This is a genomic window from Candidatus Hydrogenedentota bacterium (assembly GCA_019695095.1).
Taxonomy (GTDB): Bacteria; Hydrogenedentota; Hydrogenedentia; order Hydrogenedentales; family SLHB01; genus JAIBAQ01.
In genome coordinates, this window is record JAIBAQ010000053.1 from 15127 (window position 1) to 33984 (window position 18858).

Annotated in this window: 15 protein-coding genes and 4 tRNA genes; 2 read left to right on the forward strand and 17 right to left on the reverse strand. The window is 58.1% G+C overall.

Annotated features, from left to right (window positions below; translation table 11 throughout):
• Position 1: 1 nt before the first annotated feature.
• From K1Y02_10845 to K1Y02_10900, 12 genes are all read right to left on the reverse strand, one after another.
• Positions 2–748, reverse strand: a complete 747-nt coding sequence (locus K1Y02_10845; protein ID MBX7256851.1) for a methyltransferase domain-containing protein — start codon at positions 746–748, stop codon at positions 2–4.
• Positions 745–1614, reverse strand: coding sequence for a glycosyltransferase (locus K1Y02_10850; GenBank protein ID MBX7256852.1), 870 nt, complete (start codon positions 1612–1614; stop codon positions 745–747). The genes K1Y02_10845 and K1Y02_10850 overlap by 4 nt, the downstream gene beginning before the upstream one ends.
• Positions 1607–2404, reverse strand: coding sequence for a class I SAM-dependent methyltransferase (locus tag K1Y02_10855; GenBank protein ID MBX7256853.1), 798 nt, complete (start codon positions 2402–2404; stop codon positions 1607–1609). The genes K1Y02_10850 and K1Y02_10855 overlap by 8 nt, the downstream gene beginning before the upstream one ends.
• Positions 2405–2431: 27 nt before the next feature.
• Positions 2432–3403, reverse strand: a complete 972-nt coding sequence (locus tag K1Y02_10860) for a glycosyltransferase family 2 protein (protein ID MBX7256854.1) — start codon at positions 3401–3403, stop codon at positions 2432–2434.
• A 189-nt stretch (positions 3404–3592) separates the two neighbouring features.
• Positions 3593–5191 (reverse strand): polysaccharide biosynthesis C-terminal domain-containing protein, encoded by a 1599-nt coding sequence (locus tag K1Y02_10865; GenBank protein ID MBX7256855.1) that lies wholly within the window; start codon positions 5189–5191, stop codon positions 3593–3595.
• Positions 5192–5283: 92 nt separating this feature from the next.
• Positions 5284–7113: a glycosyltransferase family 39 protein gene (locus tag K1Y02_10870; protein ID MBX7256856.1), complete on the reverse strand. Its 1830-nt coding sequence runs from the start codon at positions 7111–7113 to the stop codon at positions 5284–5286.
• 103 nt (positions 7114–7216) lie between these two features.
• On the reverse strand, positions 7217–7795 hold the full coding sequence (locus K1Y02_10875) for a response regulator (GenBank protein MBX7256857.1): 579 nt from the start codon (positions 7793–7795) through the stop codon (positions 7217–7219).
• A gap of 151 nt (positions 7796–7946) precedes the next feature.
• Positions 7947–8022 (reverse strand) — tRNA-Thr (locus tag K1Y02_10880).
• Positions 8023–8030: 8 nt separating this feature from the next.
• Positions 8031–8106, reverse strand: a tRNA-Phe gene (locus K1Y02_10885).
• 43 nt (positions 8107–8149) lie between these two features.
• Entirely contained in the window at positions 8150–9082 is a 933-nt protein-coding gene (locus K1Y02_10890) for a response regulator (GenBank protein MBX7256858.1), read from the reverse strand.
• 27 nt (positions 9083–9109) lie between these two features.
• A tRNA-Leu gene (locus K1Y02_10895) sits at positions 9110–9194 on the reverse strand.
• Between the two features lie 93 nt (positions 9195–9287).
• A tRNA-Cys gene (locus K1Y02_10900) sits at positions 9288–9363 on the reverse strand.
• Between the two features lie 833 nt (positions 9364–10196).
• Between K1Y02_10900 and K1Y02_10905 the strand changes: the two genes are divergently transcribed.
• Entirely contained in the window at positions 10197–10601 is a 405-nt protein-coding gene (locus K1Y02_10905) for a hypothetical protein (protein MBX7256859.1), read from the forward strand.
• A 232-nt stretch (positions 10602–10833) separates the two neighbouring features.
• A complete protein-coding gene (locus K1Y02_10910; protein ID MBX7256860.1) occupies positions 10834–11649 on the forward strand; it encodes an alpha/beta hydrolase in 816 nt (271 codons plus the stop codon).
• A gap of 63 nt (positions 11650–11712) precedes the next feature.
• On the opposite strand, the gene K1Y02_10915 is transcribed toward K1Y02_10910, so the two are convergent.
• From K1Y02_10915 to K1Y02_10935, 5 genes are all read right to left on the reverse strand, one after another.
• Positions 11713–12213 carry a hypothetical protein gene (locus tag K1Y02_10915; protein MBX7256861.1) on the reverse strand — a complete coding sequence of 167 codons (501 nt, stop codon included), beginning with the start codon at positions 12211–12213 and terminating at the stop codon, positions 11713–11715.
• 183 nt (positions 12214–12396) lie between these two features.
• A complete protein-coding gene (locus tag K1Y02_10920) occupies positions 12397–12705 on the reverse strand; it encodes a hypothetical protein (protein MBX7256862.1) in 309 nt (102 codons plus the stop codon).
• 253 nt (positions 12706–12958) lie between these two features.
• Positions 12959–13951, reverse strand: a complete 993-nt coding sequence (locus K1Y02_10925) for a thymidylate synthase (protein ID MBX7256863.1) — start codon at positions 13949–13951, stop codon at positions 12959–12961.
• 103 nt (positions 13952–14054) lie between these two features.
• A complete protein-coding gene (locus K1Y02_10930; protein MBX7256864.1) occupies positions 14055–18290 on the reverse strand; it encodes a PAS domain S-box protein in 4236 nt (1411 codons plus the stop codon).
• 236 nt (positions 18291–18526) lie between these two features.
• Positions 18527–18858 (reverse strand): response regulator (locus tag K1Y02_10935; protein MBX7256865.1); only part of this gene is annotated, 332 nt, incomplete at its 5' end.

Genomic DNA, 18858 nt, shown 5'->3' on the forward strand with positions numbered 1-18858 from the left:
GCTACACCTCGATCTTCCAGAATCCGTGCAGGCTTGCGCCCGGCCACACGCGCACAACCGGCGTCCCTATGCGGCGGAACAACCGCTGCAATCGGAACTGAATTGCCTCGGGCATGCGCGGATGGTCAGTCCACGGAAACACCCCCAAACCCACTTCCGGCGCGTGGCCGATCCGCGTGAACCGCGTGAATCCCGCTTCGCGAAAAATCCGGCGTACGCCACTCTCCGTAAGCGGTTGCTCTAACTCCTGGGCTTGCCATCGTCGAAACGGCGCCCACGTGTTTCGCTCATATCCGCCCCAGCGTTCGCACACCCACTTCACGATGCCTGCCACGTTGCCGTAGTTTGGCGCCGACAGAAACATGCATCCGTTCGGCTTCAACACACGGCGGAATTCACGCGCGGCGGCCACGCCGTCGGGTATGTGCTCAAACGCGTCCACACAGAATACACCATCGAATGTCGCGTCAGGAAAAGGGAGATGTGTGGCGTCGCCAATACTGAGCGGAAATCCCGCGCCGTGCGCGAGCAGATCCACGCCGAAGTACCGTCCGCCTTGCTTATTTACATAGTCGCGCATAAAGCCGCGCCCGCACCCGACATCCAGAATGGAGGCGCCTGCAAGGTCGATTCCGAGGTCCGAAAAGACCGCGCGAATCAGGTCCATATTAATGCCGTCCACGCCGCCGAACGGTGAACTCACCATCAGCGGATTTGAAGCGTAGTACTCGCGCATTCGGTCAGTCATGGCATGACACTCTTCGCACGTCTGCTTCCGACATATACACCAAATGGCCTCACGAGGGGAAACAGGAGCGCCGCGGGCGTCGTCAGTCTGCCCCGAAGCAACTCTCGGCACCACGTTGCCATCGTCGTCGTGTTGGCAATGTCCAGCATCATGGCAGCGGCCGAATAGGGACAACCGAGCTGACACAAACCGCGCCCTTCGTTGCGGCATCGCGCGAACAGGGTCTTCAGGGTGTAGTTGTGATGATGCAGCACGGGCGCGTCGTCGGGAAACGCAATGGCAAGATTCTCCGCGTGGAGTTTGGTCTGCATGCGGAAGTCTTCGCCGATCGACTGTTCGCCAAACCGCAACCGGCTCCACACACTGCGCATGTACGCCGCATTCGAATTGGAGAGTCCGCGGCCATACCGCTGAAAAAAGGTGCGCATCTCTCTTGTGAAGTAGAACCGGCCATTGCGTTCCCAAATGAACTGAGGTTCTTGCCGCGCTTCGTCCGGCAGGGAACGCCCACACGATACGGCCACGTTGTTCTCCGCAAGGGGGGCAACCAGGTGTTCCAGCCATTGCGCATGCGCGGGAACGGCGTCTTGCGAAAGCGAAATCACGATCGGCGCGGACGACTGCTCGAACACAAGATCGCGCGTGAGGCCAAAGTTGAAGGACTCCGGCGGTATCACGCTGACTCGAGCGCCGTATTGCGCAAGGATCTCGCGCGTCTTGTCCGTCGAGCCCGAGTCGACAGCCACGATCTCCACACGCAAATCGGTCTTCTGCTCTCGAATTGCGCGAAGCACACGCTCAAGCAATGGCCCAGCGTTGCGCGTCAACAGCGTGACGGACACGTCTGGTGCCGTGTTGTCACTCACGGGGACGCTCTCCCCGAAGGGTCTTCGCGATGCGGCGCGCTGCCGTGTATATGGACGGGGACATCGCACGAACGAAGTCCTTCACCCTGCCCACGCGCAGACGCCATTGAATGTCTCGATGGAACTCGGAAAACGCGGAATCGCATTCGCGGTCCCTGCGCCGGTAAAGCGTGCCGAGGCCGTACTGAAGCCTCAAGTTGAAGAATAGGTACTTATGGTCGTACTCGTGAAGAAAGTCCTCCACGGCCGTGAGGACGCCGTTTCGAGGTCCTCCTTCATGGGTTGCGTTGGCGATCTGCGCGTTGACGCCTTCGGATTCGCTCAGTGCGGACTGTCCGCGCACGATGCCTTGATATGCAAACGGCTGACGGTACTGCGCGGGAATGCGGTCCGGCGCGTAGTACCCGTCGCGGCGGCCATAGGGCCACCACGTATCGTGAAGGAAAATCGCTCCTCCGCGCAGCAGCAACTCCCGTTCACGGATGATTCGGAGTTCGTTGTAGACCGTGTACCAATTGTGATCGCCGTCGATCAGAATGCAGTCAAACGGCTGCGTCAAATCGGGCAGCACATCCAGGCTCAATCCTTTGCGTATCGCAATGCGGTTGTTTCCCGCGTGCCGCGCGCACAAATCCGCATCAACACACGGATCGATGACCGTAACGTGCACAGAAGGCAACTCCGCCAATTCATCGGTGTTCTCGCCGTACTGGGCGCCAATTTCGAGAATCCGGACATATCCGAACTGGCGAATGCACGGTTTGAGCACGAAATCAGCGAAGTCGTGCATAGCGTTCTCGGAGATTCATCACGTGAATCAAGGTTCCTCCGCCATGTCGAGCAAGCGGTTCAATTCCGGGATGGAGATCTTGCGCGAGCGCTGAATCCGGCGTCGCTCCGCCAGACAATGCGGAATCGCGGTCATCATGCTCAGCCACGTCTTCATCAGTATGCACAACGCGCGCGCCAACCCAAATTCCGCGCGCGCCGACGACAGCAAACGGCTTGTCTGGTTGAACCGCTCCATGAGGATACCGGGCGCATTCCGTATCAACACAGGCAGGGGGAAGTTCTTCAACACAAGCAAGGCATGGTTGCGATAACATTGGCGCGAGCGCCACCACGTGCGGCCCTCCAAGCTCGCCGAACCCACGTGATAGGCTAGCGCGGCGCGCACGAATTTGGCGGTGAACCCGGCGAGCCGGGCACGGAAATTGAAGTCGCTGTCTTCGAAATAGGCATGGAAGCGCTCGTCGAACAGGCCGACTTGCTCAAAGACTTCGCGCCGGTAGAGGGCGGCTCCCGCGGACACGCCGAATATCTCGTCGGGCTCTTGAAAGCCCGATTCGAAGCTGCGGTATCCGATACTCTCGGGGCGTCCGTTGCGCAACTGCATGTCTCCCGCGCAGTAGATGTACGTGAGGTCATCCCGAAACAACACGAGCGGCGCGAAGAGGGCCGCATTCGACGAGTCCGCCGCGCTGACGAGCCATGCGACAAACTTCGAATGTACCGTCATGTCGTTGTTCAGAAGGATGATGTATTCCGTGGCGGCCGAGCGGATGCCGGCATTGACGGCGGCGCAGAATCCACGGTTCTTCTCTTGACGTATTACGCGCACACCGGGGAAATAGAGGTGAACGAATTCTGCCGTCCCGTCCGTAGACCCGTCGTCAACGACCACAATCTCCATTGCGTCGTACGTCTGCGTCTCGAGACTGTACAGACAATCGCCGAGCATCTCTTTGTGATTCCACGTGGGAACGATGACGGAGACACGCGGGACCATGGCTGTTACTCCACTCGACTCAGTTTTCAATAGCATACCCCGAACTATGGGAAGCGTAGAATGACGGGGCACGGAAAACAGGGACAGACACGTCTCCGCTTCGCTGCGCTTGTGTCAGTCCCTGTTTGCCGCCACTTTTGACTCTTCCTTGGCTCTGCCAAAATGTTGCCCCAATTACGATTCACTACACTAGACACGGCGTCCTATCCGGAGCCATAGGGCAAATCCAGGCACACGCCGCAACGACAGCGAGTTGCCGAGGAAATCCTCATCGAATGCATCCAGGAATGGCGTCAACCGGATTAAGATAAGATAGCTAATCCCCAAGAACATCGCCAGAGTTCCGGCCACGGCCGCGTTCGGCAGACGGCCATCGAGACTCGACGTCCAGATATCCGCGGACACGCAGGCCAGAAACCCGGGCACACTCGCCATCGCCGGCCAGAGCAGGGTCGTGCTTACCAGCGTCTTCGCAGAGACTCCGATGACGGACTTCATCACTACGATAAACCACGCCGTCGTTAGAAACAGCGAAGCTGCAGTTGCAATCGGTATACCGTAGAATCCGATCGACACGTAGAGGACGACCGTCAAAGCGATATTCACAATCATTGCAAGTATGCCGGATCGCATCTGCAAATCGGCGCGGCCCATGCCCAGCGCCACGCTGATTCCAGGGCCTGCAAACACGTTGGCGATATACCCCGCCGCAATGATGCGCAGCACCCACGCGGACGTTTCGAATCCGTGGCCGAGCCACGTGCGCATGAGAATTCCCGCCGTACCGATCGTGAACGCCGCCAGAGGCACGAGTACGACGGAGACGTATTTTGTCGACAGAACATACAGCCGCTGCAATCGTTCGAGTTCCGCGCGCGCGTCGAGGTCTGCCGCAGCAGGAAGAATAGCGCCCAAGAGCATCACTGGGATTTGACGCATTTTGTTGGCCAGTTCGATGCCGAACTTATAGAGGCCCAACCGGTCAAATTGCTGCAAGACAAATCCGATGACCAGTATATCGGTATCGAACGTCACGAGATTCGCGAGGCGGCCCACTTGCGTGCGCCACCCAAACCCCAACAGCATGCGAAACGTCGCGCCGCGCAAATACCTTGGCGATATGCGGAGTCCGGGCGCGAGCAGAAAGGCGGAGAGGACGGTGACGGCGGCGAAGGCCATGAAGATGGTCACGTTGGCGTAAAGAAGGCCGCGCACACCGTATCCGAATTCCAGGAACAGCACCGTGACGACCGCTTTGCCGAAGGCCAGCACTGTACTGATGGCGTTCGTGACGCCCATCCGTTGGAGGCCGGTCTGCACGGCGCTGAACGGCGCCACGCAGTTGGACGCGGCAAAGACAAGTAGCGCGCCAAAGAGCAAGAAGCGCATGTCCGCGACAAACGCGGGATCGTGCAGCGGCATTCCATCGGCCCCGCGGCGCGAAGCCATCCACATCATGAGTTTATCGACACAGGGCCACCCTACTGTTACGACAACGACCCCCAACGCGGCATAGAAGGCGAGTCCGGTGCTCACGACGGAAGAGATGCCCTCGCGGTCGCCACGCGCGTTGTGTTCCGCGATGAACTTTCCGTAGGCGCTGCCCAAGCCCAAATCGACCAGCGATACATAACCGATGGCCGCGCCCACCAAGCCCCACAGCCCCGAATAGGCAAGGCCCACGCGCGTGTAGATGTAATACATGAGCACCAGCGAAACGAGCGCTTCGCAGATGCGTCCCCCGATGTTGAACAGGGTATTTCGCGTGAGTGTCCTGCGGACCGACATCGGTGTGATGTCCTATCCTCAAAGTTTTGCACGTGAGCAATTTGTGCCGGCGCTCAATCGCGCCGGTGCAAATTGCGGACTATGCTATTGCGTCATGCGCCAAAGTTGACCTCATACACCTCAACGATTTCCTTGCCCCCGATTCGCGGACGGTCAAGCTCCAGCCGCTTGACCAGTGTGAAGTGTTCGGGGTCCTCGCGCCAACCTTGAACCACGTCGAGCACACCGGTTTCGTGAAATCCCGGAGACTCCAGCACATATGCTTCCGGATAGAAGACATACTTTATATCGTGAGCGCGCAGCCACTCGATTTGAAACTCGACGGGCATTCCCACAAGTTCTTTCAGTGCCTCGAAATTCTCGAAGCACGGAACTTGAAAGAAATAGCCGCGGGGGTCGAGCGTGAGGATTGTGGAAGAGGACTCAAGTGTCTCGTTGACCCAACGGAATGCGGGATACCGCTCGACGCGCCGCGTTAGGTAGTCCTCGCGCGATTCAAAGCCAAAGATTGCGGGGGCCTTGATGGCCACGGCCCCGGCCGCGGGTACAAGCCCGATTGCGTAGGAAATGATTAGTACCACAACGATGAGCGGGCGCAGCGACTTCAGACGCGACGCGCCCACTCCCGACAGCACCAGCATCGGGGCCAGAAAGGGAAACAGGTAGCGCGTCAACCGGCGAAAAAAGTACATGCACACGACCCCGGCCCCACAAAACGCGCCGATACGGCGCGCGTGCTTGCCGCCCACCAACAGCCCTGGAATTCCCAGGATGAGAACCAGTCCTCCCGGCGATGTGCCCCAACCTCCGTACCGGTCGGGATGAAACACGATATTCCATGGAAACAACAGCAGGTCGAGGATGGACACGCCTCGCACGGATTCGTGCGTTCCCACAAGCGCCGCATCCACGTCGGGCAAATCGGGTGTCGGAAACCACGAGGTGAAGAACGGGAAGAATGGATTGCCCGTCACGATGGCGCTTCGCATCAACCAGGGAAGCGCTGCGACGCCACAGACAAATACGAATAACGACGTGTGCCGAAGGCGATGGGCGGGAGTGAATACGAACACCATGACCGCGAGCAAAACAGCCACCAGGTAGGCGGTCTGCCGGACACCGCACGCGGCTCCCGCCAGCATGGCGGCCAGAATGATCCACGCCCTTCGGTGTTCCTGTTTCCAGGCAACGAATGCATTGAGCGCGCCGAGCGTCAGGGTTACAAACGCCATGTCCACGGAGGGCGCGCTTCCCTGGTCCAACAGCACCGGCGCCGTGGCGACGGCTGCGGCGGCCACACAGCCCGCACGCCGGCTGTCGAGCCGCTTACCCATGAAGTACGCCATGGCGCATGCAAGCGCCGCGAACGTCCAATTCAGAGCCGCTGCCGCCCGTTCGGTGCCATGATCCAACGCAAACGCGAACAGCACGTGCATCAATTGAGGGTAGCCGGAGTAGTTGTTCCCCTCCACCAACATGATTCGGCCGTTGCGCACATAGGCCGCCGGAAGCGCGAGGTGCGCCACGCACGCGTCCCATCCCGTTACCGGGGCGAGGCTGGCCACGAACACGAGTAGAAGCGCCGTTCCGGCGACCGCCAGGCTCATAATTTCAATCAGGTCGAAGGGCTCGTGCACTCGATGACGCCGGAATCCGGGCAGTTGCCGCGCAGAGCGTGTCTCCGGCCAATACAGGAAGGTGCCGCTGAAGAAAATCGCCAACAAGGCATATAAGGCAATCGGCATCGCAATGCTTCCCGCGCACAGGATCAACAGGGCGACCAGGGTCAACCCTGCAAGCACGCGATAGGCGTGCCCCTCGAAATCGGCGCGCAGCCGCAGCACGCGTACAGGTCGCAGCAACCACGTGCCGACGATGTACGCCGAACCCAGCACGAGCCACGTTGGAAGTAGTGGAATCATGAATACCGCGACAATAACACGTGGGCACGGTCACACGCTAACGGTGGCGACAGTCCACGGGTTTAGTGGGCAAGAGTGACGCTGCGAAGGCGGCCAGACGGAATTAACTGACTTCGATTCCAACCCGCGCCAGCGCGCGCCTGAGGTCGTCCGGCGTGAACGGCTTTGCAAGGCTCACCGAAGCGCCGTGTTCCGCGCCGCGGCTTATCGAATCGCCTTCTTCAATGGACGCCATGAGAATGATGCGCACGTTCGGAAGATCGGGCATTCCTTTGATGCGGCGGCACAGCTCGTAGCCGTCGTGACCGGGAACCCGCGCTTCGAGGAACACGATATCGGGCCGGAACGTTGAGACGAGTTGGCCCAGTTCGAAGCCGTCGTGCGCGACTTCGATCTGAAACGAATTGCGCGTGCGTTCCAGGAAGCGCCGGATAACCGCCGCCACGGTCCGTTCGCAGTCGACAATTAGAATGCGCAGACCCGACGTGTCCAAATCGCCGTGAATAGGAATGCTGTTTTCGCGCAAGAACTGAAGCAGGTCTTCGCGCCGGATACGGCGATGTCCTCCGGGTGTCTTAAAGACGTGGATACGCCCCGCCTCCGCCCATTTGCGGATGGTGTCAGGCGTAACGTGGCAATATTTCGCCACTTCCGATGTACTGAAAGACTGCTTGATTTCCATGCGTAGGAGTATCCACCCACCGCGTTTTGTTTCGCGCGGCTACCGAAAAGTTATAGAACCCCTCCCAGGGCTCCACGAGTATTACTGGCCCGCATCGCTCACCTTCTCGAGTTCCCCCGCAAGGCACGCCATCGGGCACCGAAGCGTTACATGGAGCTGGATCGGGGAATCGAACCCCGGACCTCATCATTACGAGTGATGCGCTCTACCAACTGAGCTAATCCAGCTTAAAAAATGGTGCCAAGGGCCAGAATCGAACTGGCGACACGCGGATTTTCAGTCCGCTGCTCTACCAACTGAGCTACCTCGGCATCCGTTCGCGTAGATTACGAAACAAGCAGCCCGAAGTCAAGTTTAGCTTCGGGCGTCGGATTCCGCTGCCTTGTCCAGGCGAGCTCTCCGATCAAGATAAACCCCGCCAGTATTGGCTTCCAGAGCCATATGGCGCAGTTGAGACAACACTTCAAACATCTGCTGCGGCGTCGTGGAATCCCGCTTCTCGCGCACGGTAACGCAGAAAACGGCAGGCAGAAGCCGTTCGCCGGGGCGCACCGATGTGGGCGATGCCACTGTCGCCACAAACTTGGTGACGTGGCCTTCCCAGACTTTGTTCACCCACTTGCAGAAGGTCTGTACTTTCTCGCGAGGCAGGATGCTCATGAAATGGCCCCCGCCCATGTGGCCCACGAACGCGTCTTCCGGCGCCAATTCCTGAGCACACTGCGCCAGTGCGCGTCCCAAGTGACGTATACCTTTGCTCCGGGGCTCAGGGCCAAACTTCCGGCCGAACTCCCGGAGTCCCATCAACTCCGTGTGCACAAGAGCAAAACTCATGCGCAGGCTGATGCGCCGCTGCAACTCGCGTTTGGTCGCTTCGGCGCCGGGCAACGAAGTCAAATCGTCCAACGCAACGCCGGCAGAACCCGAACGCAGCAAAGCTTCCGCTCGTTGCACCAGGTTCATCGGATCGAATGGCTTTGAAACGAAATCGTCGGCGCCCTGGGCCAATCCGTGGTAGATTTCTTCTTCGCTGTTCATTGCCGACAGGATTAGGATCGGCAAGGTGTAAATCTCGGGATCGCGCCGGATTTGCCTGCATATCTCGAACCCCGACGTATGGGGGAGCATGACATCCAGGATGAGCAAATCGTGCTTTTCGGAGCGCAACAGCTCCAGCACTTCTTTCCCCGAGGTCAGCACGGCACAGGAATGACCACTGCGCGCGAACTGGTCGCGCACATACCGGGCATCTACTTCATCGTCGTCTACAATGACTATCTTCGCCACGTCTATTAATTCCGGTCCAGACTGCTATGGTGGGCGAGGAGGGACTCGAACCCTCAAGCCTTTTGGGCAGCGGATTTTAAGTCCGCCGTGTATGCCATTCCACCACTCGCCCCGCTATTCCCCGCTCTCAACTGGAGAACTCGACTCGTGGATCGCGGCCTCGGGTTGTCCGTCGTCAGCCCCGGCTTTGCTTCAATAAGAAAAGTGGAGGCGGCACCCGGACTCGAACCGGGGGATGAAGGCTTTGCAGGCCTCTGCCTTACCAACTTGGCTATGCCGCCCCGCTCCAAGCTATTGTAGTCTCCGCCCCGAAATGAAGTCAAACTTCACTCTCCTGCGCTTTGCACCGGCGTTACAGCGCGTATACGCAAATTGCTCACGTGCAAGACTTTGAGTTTACGACTTGAGGATCAATCACGAACACATCCGGATTAAGATGCTGTGCTCCGCGTTTCACCGCAAGTCTCGCACTGGCACTGGTTACGAGACACGTTCGCGTGTATTCGCAAGAATACCTAGCTTTCCCCATCCTATTGGGCGGCTATTTTACGCCCGAATCGTCTCGCTACTTGGCATAGCCGCCTCGTCCGATGTGTCATCCCTAATTGCCTCAAGTAGTTGCGTGACGAAGAGTCAATTCCGAATATCCCGCAAATTAATTCCCAAAAATATGCATACTTGTGGTATACTAAACGAAAGTTTGTTGTAGCCAAATCCTCACCCCGAAAGGGCTGGGGGTATGGTGCGCACTCACGGGGGTCGTGAGCGCTCGGTTCACAGCCATACGAATTGGGGGTATCGGCAAGAGACTATCCCGCGTGGAACCGTCTGGTCCGCAATTTGTACCGGCGCGATTGAGCGCCGGCGCAAATTGCTCACGTACAAGACTTTGAGGCTATGCCATGAGGATTTCTCGCGAACACACTCTGTTCTCGGAGAACCGCCTCAACTTAGACCGCAAGTCGTGCGAACGTACTGGTTACGAGATGGGTCCAAGTGTGTTCGTGAGAAATCCGGACTAGGCGGAGTCTGTTCGATCGGCCGTGGAGCGGATCTTCCACAGGTACTCTGCCGGTTTGCAAAGGGTCCCATTGGGACCAAGAGGTTCCTCACCATGATTATGTTATCGAATCGCCCGCGATATGCCGTTTTGATTGGACTGCTGACTGCAGTCTGTGCGGTCTGGGCGTTTGCTGTCGCAGATGCTTTTGTAGGAGATCGCGAGCTGGAAAAGGTGGCCCAAAGCCGGATCCAGGAATGCCGCGATTTTGTGAAGAAATACCCGCGCAGCGCGATTGCCACCGATATCACCACGGCTCACGAGTACTTGCTGTTTGGCGACCGAACGGGCAAGGTTCGTATCTACACCAAGTACCGCGAATTCGATGGGCGTAACATTTACTCCGTCATCGACTACTTTTATGAAGAACGTGGAGACAGATGGGTACAGACGGAGAGTGCCAGCCTGCCGTCCACGTACCTCAAACAAGCAAAACGCGCGTTCGGCGACGAACTGTAAACGAGAATTGGACGATCATTCCCGGGGCCCGTAGCGTGATAGCAGCCACCCCTTCCCGCGCGGGTCCCGGTTCTTTTTGTGCCGCTGTCCGCATTCGGCGCGCGTAACATCACCTGTTTGTCATTGCTGTAATCCAGACCTCTGCGCTACCATGAACTCATGGTCGATCCTGGGACCTTGTATGCCGGGCCAAAGGGGGCAGCATGGTTGTATTCGCGATTTCAGGTAGCGCATGCCAACGCAGAAACTGACATTCCTCGCCAAGCAGTTTCACCACCGGGTGCCCTTCTCGTATCACCCCTGCGAAGAAGCGAAAGGAACCATCGGGTTTATCCACGGGTTCAGCGTGCCACCTTCGTACTACCAGTCCTTTCTCCAGCGGCTGGCCAAATCTTTTACTGTGGTCGCTCCCGAAGTGCCGGGGATCAACCGGTACTTTCCCCAGCCGACTTCCATCGACGAATACACCGACATGTGCCTCGACTTCTTCGAAGAACTGCACTACTCCGACTGCAAAGGGTACGAAGTGATCAAGGGGTTCGAACCCGAGTACTTGGTGGGGCACTCGCTTGGGGGCGCGATTGCGGTTGCCATGGCGGAAATGCTCAAGGTCAAAGCCGTCGTGGCTATCAACCCCGTCATGCCCGTCACTTACGGCCCTATTGAAATCGTCCGGCGCGGGCTGGGCGTCGGCGTCGATGCCATGGGCAAGAAACGCACCGGATTCCACCCCACGATGATCCCCGGCTACTTCGCCAACCTGGCCGTGGGGGTCCGCGCCGTGCCGCTGCTCCTCAACGACATCTGCCGTTACCGCTACGCCCACTCCGACGGCACCGCCATCAAGGTGAAGCAACCCACGCTAATCGTCTTCTCCAAGAAAGACCAACTCTTCGGCGCGAGTCTAACGGAAGAGACCCTTCGTCTCATTGACCGCACCTTCAAAGACTACGAACTCGTCCACAACGCCTACCAACACGACTACCCCCTCGAACATCCCCAACACGCAGCCAAGACCGTATTGGATTGGCTCGAAGCGCGGGTGTGATCGCTTTGGGTGAATCCCTGTCTTCGGTGGATTCTCCGCCCCGGGCGGCTTCCTGAAGTACCTCTAAAACACGTCTTTCGACGTCAGTTCCTTCTCGAGCTCGTCTGCCGTCTCGGTGACTGCCTTAATCGCCGTAAGCAGCGTCCCGCTATCGGTCTCTGCGGCGATTTGGGCCGAAAAGACGGCCACGTATTCATCACCCAGCTTCTGAGTCTGCCACGCCCCCAGCTTCACGGTGGCGTTTTGCTCCAGCAGCCGATTGGCAAGCTCCGCATTCATCGGCCGCTTGAACGTAAACGACGGCGATGCCACAACCCGAATCTCCAACCCGCTCAGATTCACCGTTGTCGATAGGGCATACACGTTCTGCGTGCGGCCTCCGCCCACGTCGTTCGTCATCTTGAAGTCCCCATCATCGTCGATCAGGTACGTCGCCCCCATATCCTTGAGCAGTTTCTCCACACGCGGGTCGCTCGCTTTCCTCTTCGCGCCCACCTGCGCCACTGCACACCACGCCATGACCAATCCCAGCACCACGATTATCCCGACGACCTTCTTCGGCATAACAGAGTCCTCCTCTTGCGTCCCCAAGACGCTTCGCTATCGACGCCCCTTTACCGAACGCCCACACGTGAATCTGGCCCGCGTAACATCCTGCATGTACGCAATCTACTCCGGCGGTCCGTCGCACCATCTCGCCCACGAAAGAATCGTCGGGACATACTCCGGTATCCGGCCGGCCTATCGCTACCGCCCGCGTTGGTCGATTTTATCTTTCAAGGATAACAGCCTGATTCGGCTAATCAAGAAGATGACAGCGAACAACACGAAATAGAGGACGATCCCTCCGGTTAGCCTTGAACCATCGATGAGCGCGAAGACGAGCCCAACGGCACATAGACATGCCGCCACCCCGCACACCGCGCTCCCAATCTCCAGTCTCTTGACGCGCCACACCTGAAAATCGGACGGTCGCAACGGATGCCCGCAGTGTGGACACGACTGCGCCAGCTCCGACACCTCACCGTTGCATTCGGGACAACTCACCAGCGCCATGAACACATGCCTCCCACTACCCGGCTTGAAACGTCGGCCCCATCGGTCCCATACAGTAGACTTCACCAGACTGTCATTCTGAGACCGCGTCAGGCGGACGAAAAATCTGGCTTGGAAAGAGATCTTTGTTGCCAGATCCTTCGCTTCGCTCAGGATGACAAACGGGCCGTTGACGTTGGGCGTGCGACAATCGGTCTATCACGATGCCCCCGTAACGTTCGGCCATTTCTTTCAGGCCGCTTCCCTGTTATCCCTACACCCGCCAAATACCCGCTTCGATTTCCCGCGCCAGCGTCTTGACCATTTCGACGGCCTTTGGCGGGAACTTCCACTGTTCGACGTTGCGGTCCGAGATAAGGTTTAGCATCTGCGGCAGCACGAGCATTTCCGCCGCCATTTCGCTTGTGAGCGACCGCGCAATGTAGCTTTCTTCGTCGAAGGTCTCGAAGAAACTGCTCAGGCCCCGTTCCGCGTCGCCGCCCACCGCCGCGAAGTCTTGCCCATAGATGTGCATCGCGCCGCTGTAGTCCGCGTAACTGCCCACACGCACGGTCCGGCCTGTGCGGTCGCCGATCTGCTTCGCGAGCACCTGCTGCATGAATGTCAACGCGACCACATTATCCGGCCACGCCTTGTACAAATCCCGCGAACGCCACATGGTGTTCATGTTCAGCACGAGGTTGCCATCAGCATCTTCGGGGCACCGTAACTGCACTTCGCGCAGGCACGGCACGTCTTCCTTCAAGAACACGTCCAGGTCGGGCATCGCGGTCGTTGCAACCGCGCGCCGCGAATACGGTGTCTTTGCCACGCGCTCAACGGCCATCGCCATCTGATCCACCGTCGATCCGTCTGCCGCAGGGTGTGCGAACATCCGCTGGTGATACGTATACGGCCACTCCAGCGCGTCGAAATCGCCCGTGACCGCTTTCCGGAGTTTGTCAATGGGCACGACGTAGTGGTCTTTGACGCCCATGATCTCCGCGATGTACACGCCGATTTCACAAAACGAAAGCGGAGGATAACGTGGCTCCGCGAAGGGGTCTTTCACTTCGATCAACACGCGCGCGTCGCGGCTGGGCGGATCGATGTATTCGCCCGCCGTATTCTTACGGTCGTACTCGGTTCGTATCGCGAGTCCCTGTTCCCAGACCGCTTTCATCGCGCGGAAATGTGCCTGTGGAATTGTCTCCGCTTCAATATGCAGTGTCGGAATGCGGCCACTGTTCGTGATCGTTGGTTTCATGTTCTGGCGACTCCCCCTGGAATTCTCATTGCTTCCCTGGCGCCAGTATTCGGGCACAACACGGCGCAAGTCAATTCGATCAACTCGTCGCATCGCTGTTACCTCAATTCCCGTTCTCTTCCGGTGCATCCAGCGCATCGCGTACTGCGCGAAGAAGCGCCCCGCGTGAGTAGGGCTTTGTCACTAGACGCGTACCCGGGTCAAGTCGAAAGTTCTTGTGAAGCGAATCCGCGCTGTAACCGCTGCTGAACAGGAACCGTCCCTTCGGGTTGCGCTCCCGTATGCTTTGCATGGTTTGCTGGCCGCCCAGCCGCGGCATGATTACATCGAGCATGACAAGATCAATGGCGGCTCCATGCTTCTGGTAGACTTGCAGGGCTTCCTCTCCGTCTCGCGCCAGCAATACGTTGTATCCAGCACCGCACAGTATCCGGCGCACCAGCTTTCGCACATCCTCTTCGTCCTCAGCGAGGAGAATGGTCTCCGTGCCGCCGGGCGCCTCGACGTCAAATTCGAACAACGTTTCGGTCGATTCTACGGGAACGGAAGGCAGGTAAATTCTGAATGTGGACCCGGAGCCGGGTTCGCTGTTGACCAGGATATACCCGTTGTGCTGCCTTACGATTCCGTACACGGTGGCCAGGCCAAGCCCCGTTCCGTGTCCGATGCCTTTCGTGGTGAAGAACGGCTCGAAGATTTGCGCCCGCGTGCTCTCATCCATGCCGCACCCTGTGTCGGACACAATCAGGACGTCATACGAACCCCGGGCAGGCTCTACGTCGTCGTTCATAGGAAGCTTGTCGACTTCGACATGCTCCGTTTCTATCAAAAGCCTGCCTCCGCCGGGCATGGCATCGCGGGCGTTCACGCAGAGATTCATCAATACCTGTTCGATCTGTCCCTTGTCCGCGAACACCGATTGGATTGTGTTGGCGGGCTGGAATACCAGCTCGATGTGCTCGCCAATGATGCGTCGAATCATCTTCAGAACGCCCTCAACCAAATCGTTCAAGTCGAACGACACGGGTTGGATGACCTGGCGTCTGCTGAACGCAAGCAATTGTCGGGTCAGGTCCGCTGCGCGTTGTGCAGCCTTGCGCACTTCAACCAGGTGGGCTACCTCGTACTTTCCTTTCTCGGTCTTGCTCTGCATCAAATCGACATTGCCAAGAATGACTTGAAGCAGATTATTGAAGTCATGGGCGACTCCTCCCGCGAGCTGTCCGATCGCCTCCATCTTCTGGGATTGTCTCAACTGCATTTCCAGTTTTGCGCGATGTTCATCAGCCTTCCTCCGGTCCGTCGTGTCGATAATGAACCCCTCAAGACCGATGACTTTGCCTCCTTGCACCACCGGACGTGCGGTGTACGTGTGATATCCAACCGAGCCATCGCGGCAGAGCCTTGAGTATTCGCCGTCAGGCACTGCATTCCCTGTGAGCAGTTGCTCTACCACGCGCTGTGCGGCAGGCAATTCCGCAGGAACCTGTGTAATGCTGTAATGCTTGCCGATTATGTCCTCGGGCACTTCGTAGCCATGCATCGTGAGCCAAGCCTTGTTGACATGCCTGAAACACCCGTCGCTATCGACAAAGAAATATCCGGCTTGCGTGTTGTCGACCACCCCCCGGAACCGGGCCGCACTGTCGCGAAGCGCACTTAGGGCTTGTTGCCGCGCCGTAATGTCCTCCAGGCACAGCAGAACGTTACTTCCCGTCGACACAGGAATGGGAGCGACCGACGCTAGAAAGACGAATTCGCGCGCGGAACCGTTACGCACGATCTCGGTGCGATATTCGATACCGCGGCTGCACTTCCCTGTATCTCTGGCCTCTTCAACGGCAATTCGAATCGGGCAGTTGAGACATCGTGGACCGTGCCCGCAACCCTTCGGACTGTCCAGCGCCCTGACACACCCTATGACACCACACGCACGCTCGTTACGGATAGCCTCCTCGGGAGACCCAACAAATTCCACAAACGCGCGATTGGCGAAAATAACTTGGCGGGAAGCGTCCAGCATGCACATCATCGTTGGCGCGTTCTCATAGATAGCGCGCAGTTCGGACTCGCTTTTCTCGAGCGCAATCGCCGCCATCTTTCGCTCCGTAACATCGGCGAATATACACGCAAACTGATACAGCGCGGGACGAAATGCGGTAACCTCAAAATGCTTGTTCAGCTGGCTGGAATAGTGCTCGAAATGGACCGGTTCCCCCGTGATCGCGACCCTGCCGTACGTCTCAATCCAGTACCGCTCCGTGCCCGGCATGATCTCCAGCACCGTCCGCCCCACAAGATCTTCCGCTTTCAACCCGGTCATCCGCTCGAACGCTGGATTGACGGCAAGGTACCGGTAATCCACCGGCTCTCCGTCTTCGCCACAGATGATCTCATGCAGCGCAAACCCATTTAGCATTTCGCTGAAAAGCACCCGGTAGTCACGTTCCGCCTTGCGGTGTGCCGTGATGTCCCGCATCAGACACAGAACCGACTGCACTTCCCCGCGTGAGTCCCGCTCCGGAATGACACGCAGGTTGTATGTGGACAGTCCATTCGGACCTTTCTTCAGATACTCGGTCTCCAATGTGGTCACACTTTGAAAGACATGGTGGATCGCGTCTTCAAATTGCTCGCACAGGTCTGCGTCACATCCCAACTCCCGGAATGACTTGCCGAGCAAGTGGGTAGCCTCGATTCCGTATAGTTCCCGAACCTTGTGCGAGGCAAAGAGGTGACGCCCGTCGTGATCGAATCGAACCACGACGTCAGGCAGGGTCTCAATCAGTGCCAGATGCACTTCTTCGCTGGCGCGCAGAGACTCTACCGCGCGTTTTCGATCCGTTATGTCGTGACAACTGACCCGAAGGCCAAGGGGCTTTCCGGTCTCATCAAAGATGGACCGCCACGATGCTGACATCCAGTAAGGCGTGCCATTCTTGTGAATACAGCGAAACTCAAAGTCACTGCCTGACTCACCGCTGATGGCCTTTGCGAAGTAATGTCTGAACTTCTCGCGTTCTTCTTCGGCTATCAAAACCGACACCATGTCCGGCATCGCCTTGATCTCATCAACCGAATACCCCGTGATACGTTCCGCCGCCGGATTAATCCAAATAAGGCTGCCGTCCGGACCAAACCACGTTTCCAGATTAACCGTGTGGTTCGCGATGGCCCGGAAACGCTCTTCACTCTGACGCCGCAATTCTTCGGACTGCTTGCGCTCCGTGATATCCACCATGAGGGTCAGGAAGTACTGCTGTCCGTGAATAGAGACAATGTCGCCCGAAAAGAGCCCGTCTAGCATGCGACCGTCTTTGCATCGCACTCGAAGCTCCACGTCATCAATCCGCCCGCGCGCGAGCAGCGTGTCGCCCGCAGCCTTTTGCAGCTCCTCTAGCTCGAACAGGCAGAGTTCCTCGACACTCTTACCAATCACTTCATCCCGCGTGTACCCCAGGACTTGCAGAAAGGTGTCATTGACGTCAAAGAACCTCCGGTCCGGCAGCGAAGACAGGGCCAGCAGGGCTGGATTGCTGCGAAACAACCGCTCAAATCGCTCCTGCGCCTCGATTTCCGGTGTCAGGTCCTTGCTCAGACCAAAGAAGCAGTCCTGACCGTTCCACGTGCCGGGCCACGCCCGCGTCTCCACGGCAATCCGCGTACCATCCTTCGCTTGCAAGGGCAGGGTACAAATGCCGCTTCTCTTCGGAATCATAGCCGCCAATACACCCTCAGCTTGGTCCCGCATCTCACGGGGATGCAGGTCGAGCAGATGCATTGTCGCCAGTTCCGCCTCGGAGTAGCCGAGCGCACGACAAAGGCTTCTGTTGCCGAAGAGGATGCGGCCCTCCACGGTTGCCACAACAATAAAGTCGGTTATGCTCTCAAAGAACGCGCGGAAGTTCGCTTCGCTTTCAAGAAGCGCCAGTTCCGTGCGCTTGCGGTCGGTAATGTCCACGTGAGCGCCGCATGATCGAATTGGATGCCCTGCATCATCGCGAGTAATGGTCGACTGAGCCAGAATCCAGCGATACGAACCGTCCTTGTGTCGCATCCGGAACTCGACCTGATAGAACGAACAGTGCTCTGCATGCGCTTTCTGAATGGCGCGCAAGGTGGGTTCAACGTCGTCGGGGTGCAGCCGGTTCTGCCACTCCTCAAATTCGTTCGGAATCTCGTGGTCCTGATACCCCAGCTGTTTCTTCCACTCCGGCGAATAGTAGACCTTATTCGAAGCAATGTCCCATTCCCAGAGGCCAACGCGTCCCGCGCTGACCGCCGTTTCCAGCTTCTGTGAAAGCGCTTGCAGTTCCTTCTCAGTTTGTAACTTCTCCATGTAGCTCCCCGATTCCCCCCCTAACTCGCTCTCGGACGACCGCATCCCTCTACTCGAATTCTGACTAAGAGACTCCGGGAGGGATCGTCGCGCTCTTTTTCGTCTCTGCAGTAACAATGCGGACAGTATCCCGGAACCTCCAACGACGGTCACAGCCAGCAATGCGACCATGAGCGCTGCGTCCGGCATCGATTCAGTCCTCCCCGATCTCGAATCGTCTTGGGTTCCGCGTCAAGCTAATCGTCGACGTAATTGGGATATAGCGCCTTCATGCACGTCGGGCAAATGACGTGACTGAATTCCGCCTCCGTATGGTCGCGCACATACGCCTCGACCTGTTTCCAATACCCCTCATCGTTGCGCACGTTCTTGCAGCTGGAACAAATGGGAATGATCCCCCGCAACGTGCGCACGTCTTCTAGCGCCTTCCGCAACTCTGTCAAGCGCTGCGTGAGGCGCGTCTGTAGATCCAGAATCCGGCGCCCAACGTTGATCCGCGCCAAGAGTTCGTCCGGATCGTAAGGCTTTGACAGGTAGTCGTCCGCTCCTGATTTCAACCCCTGCACAA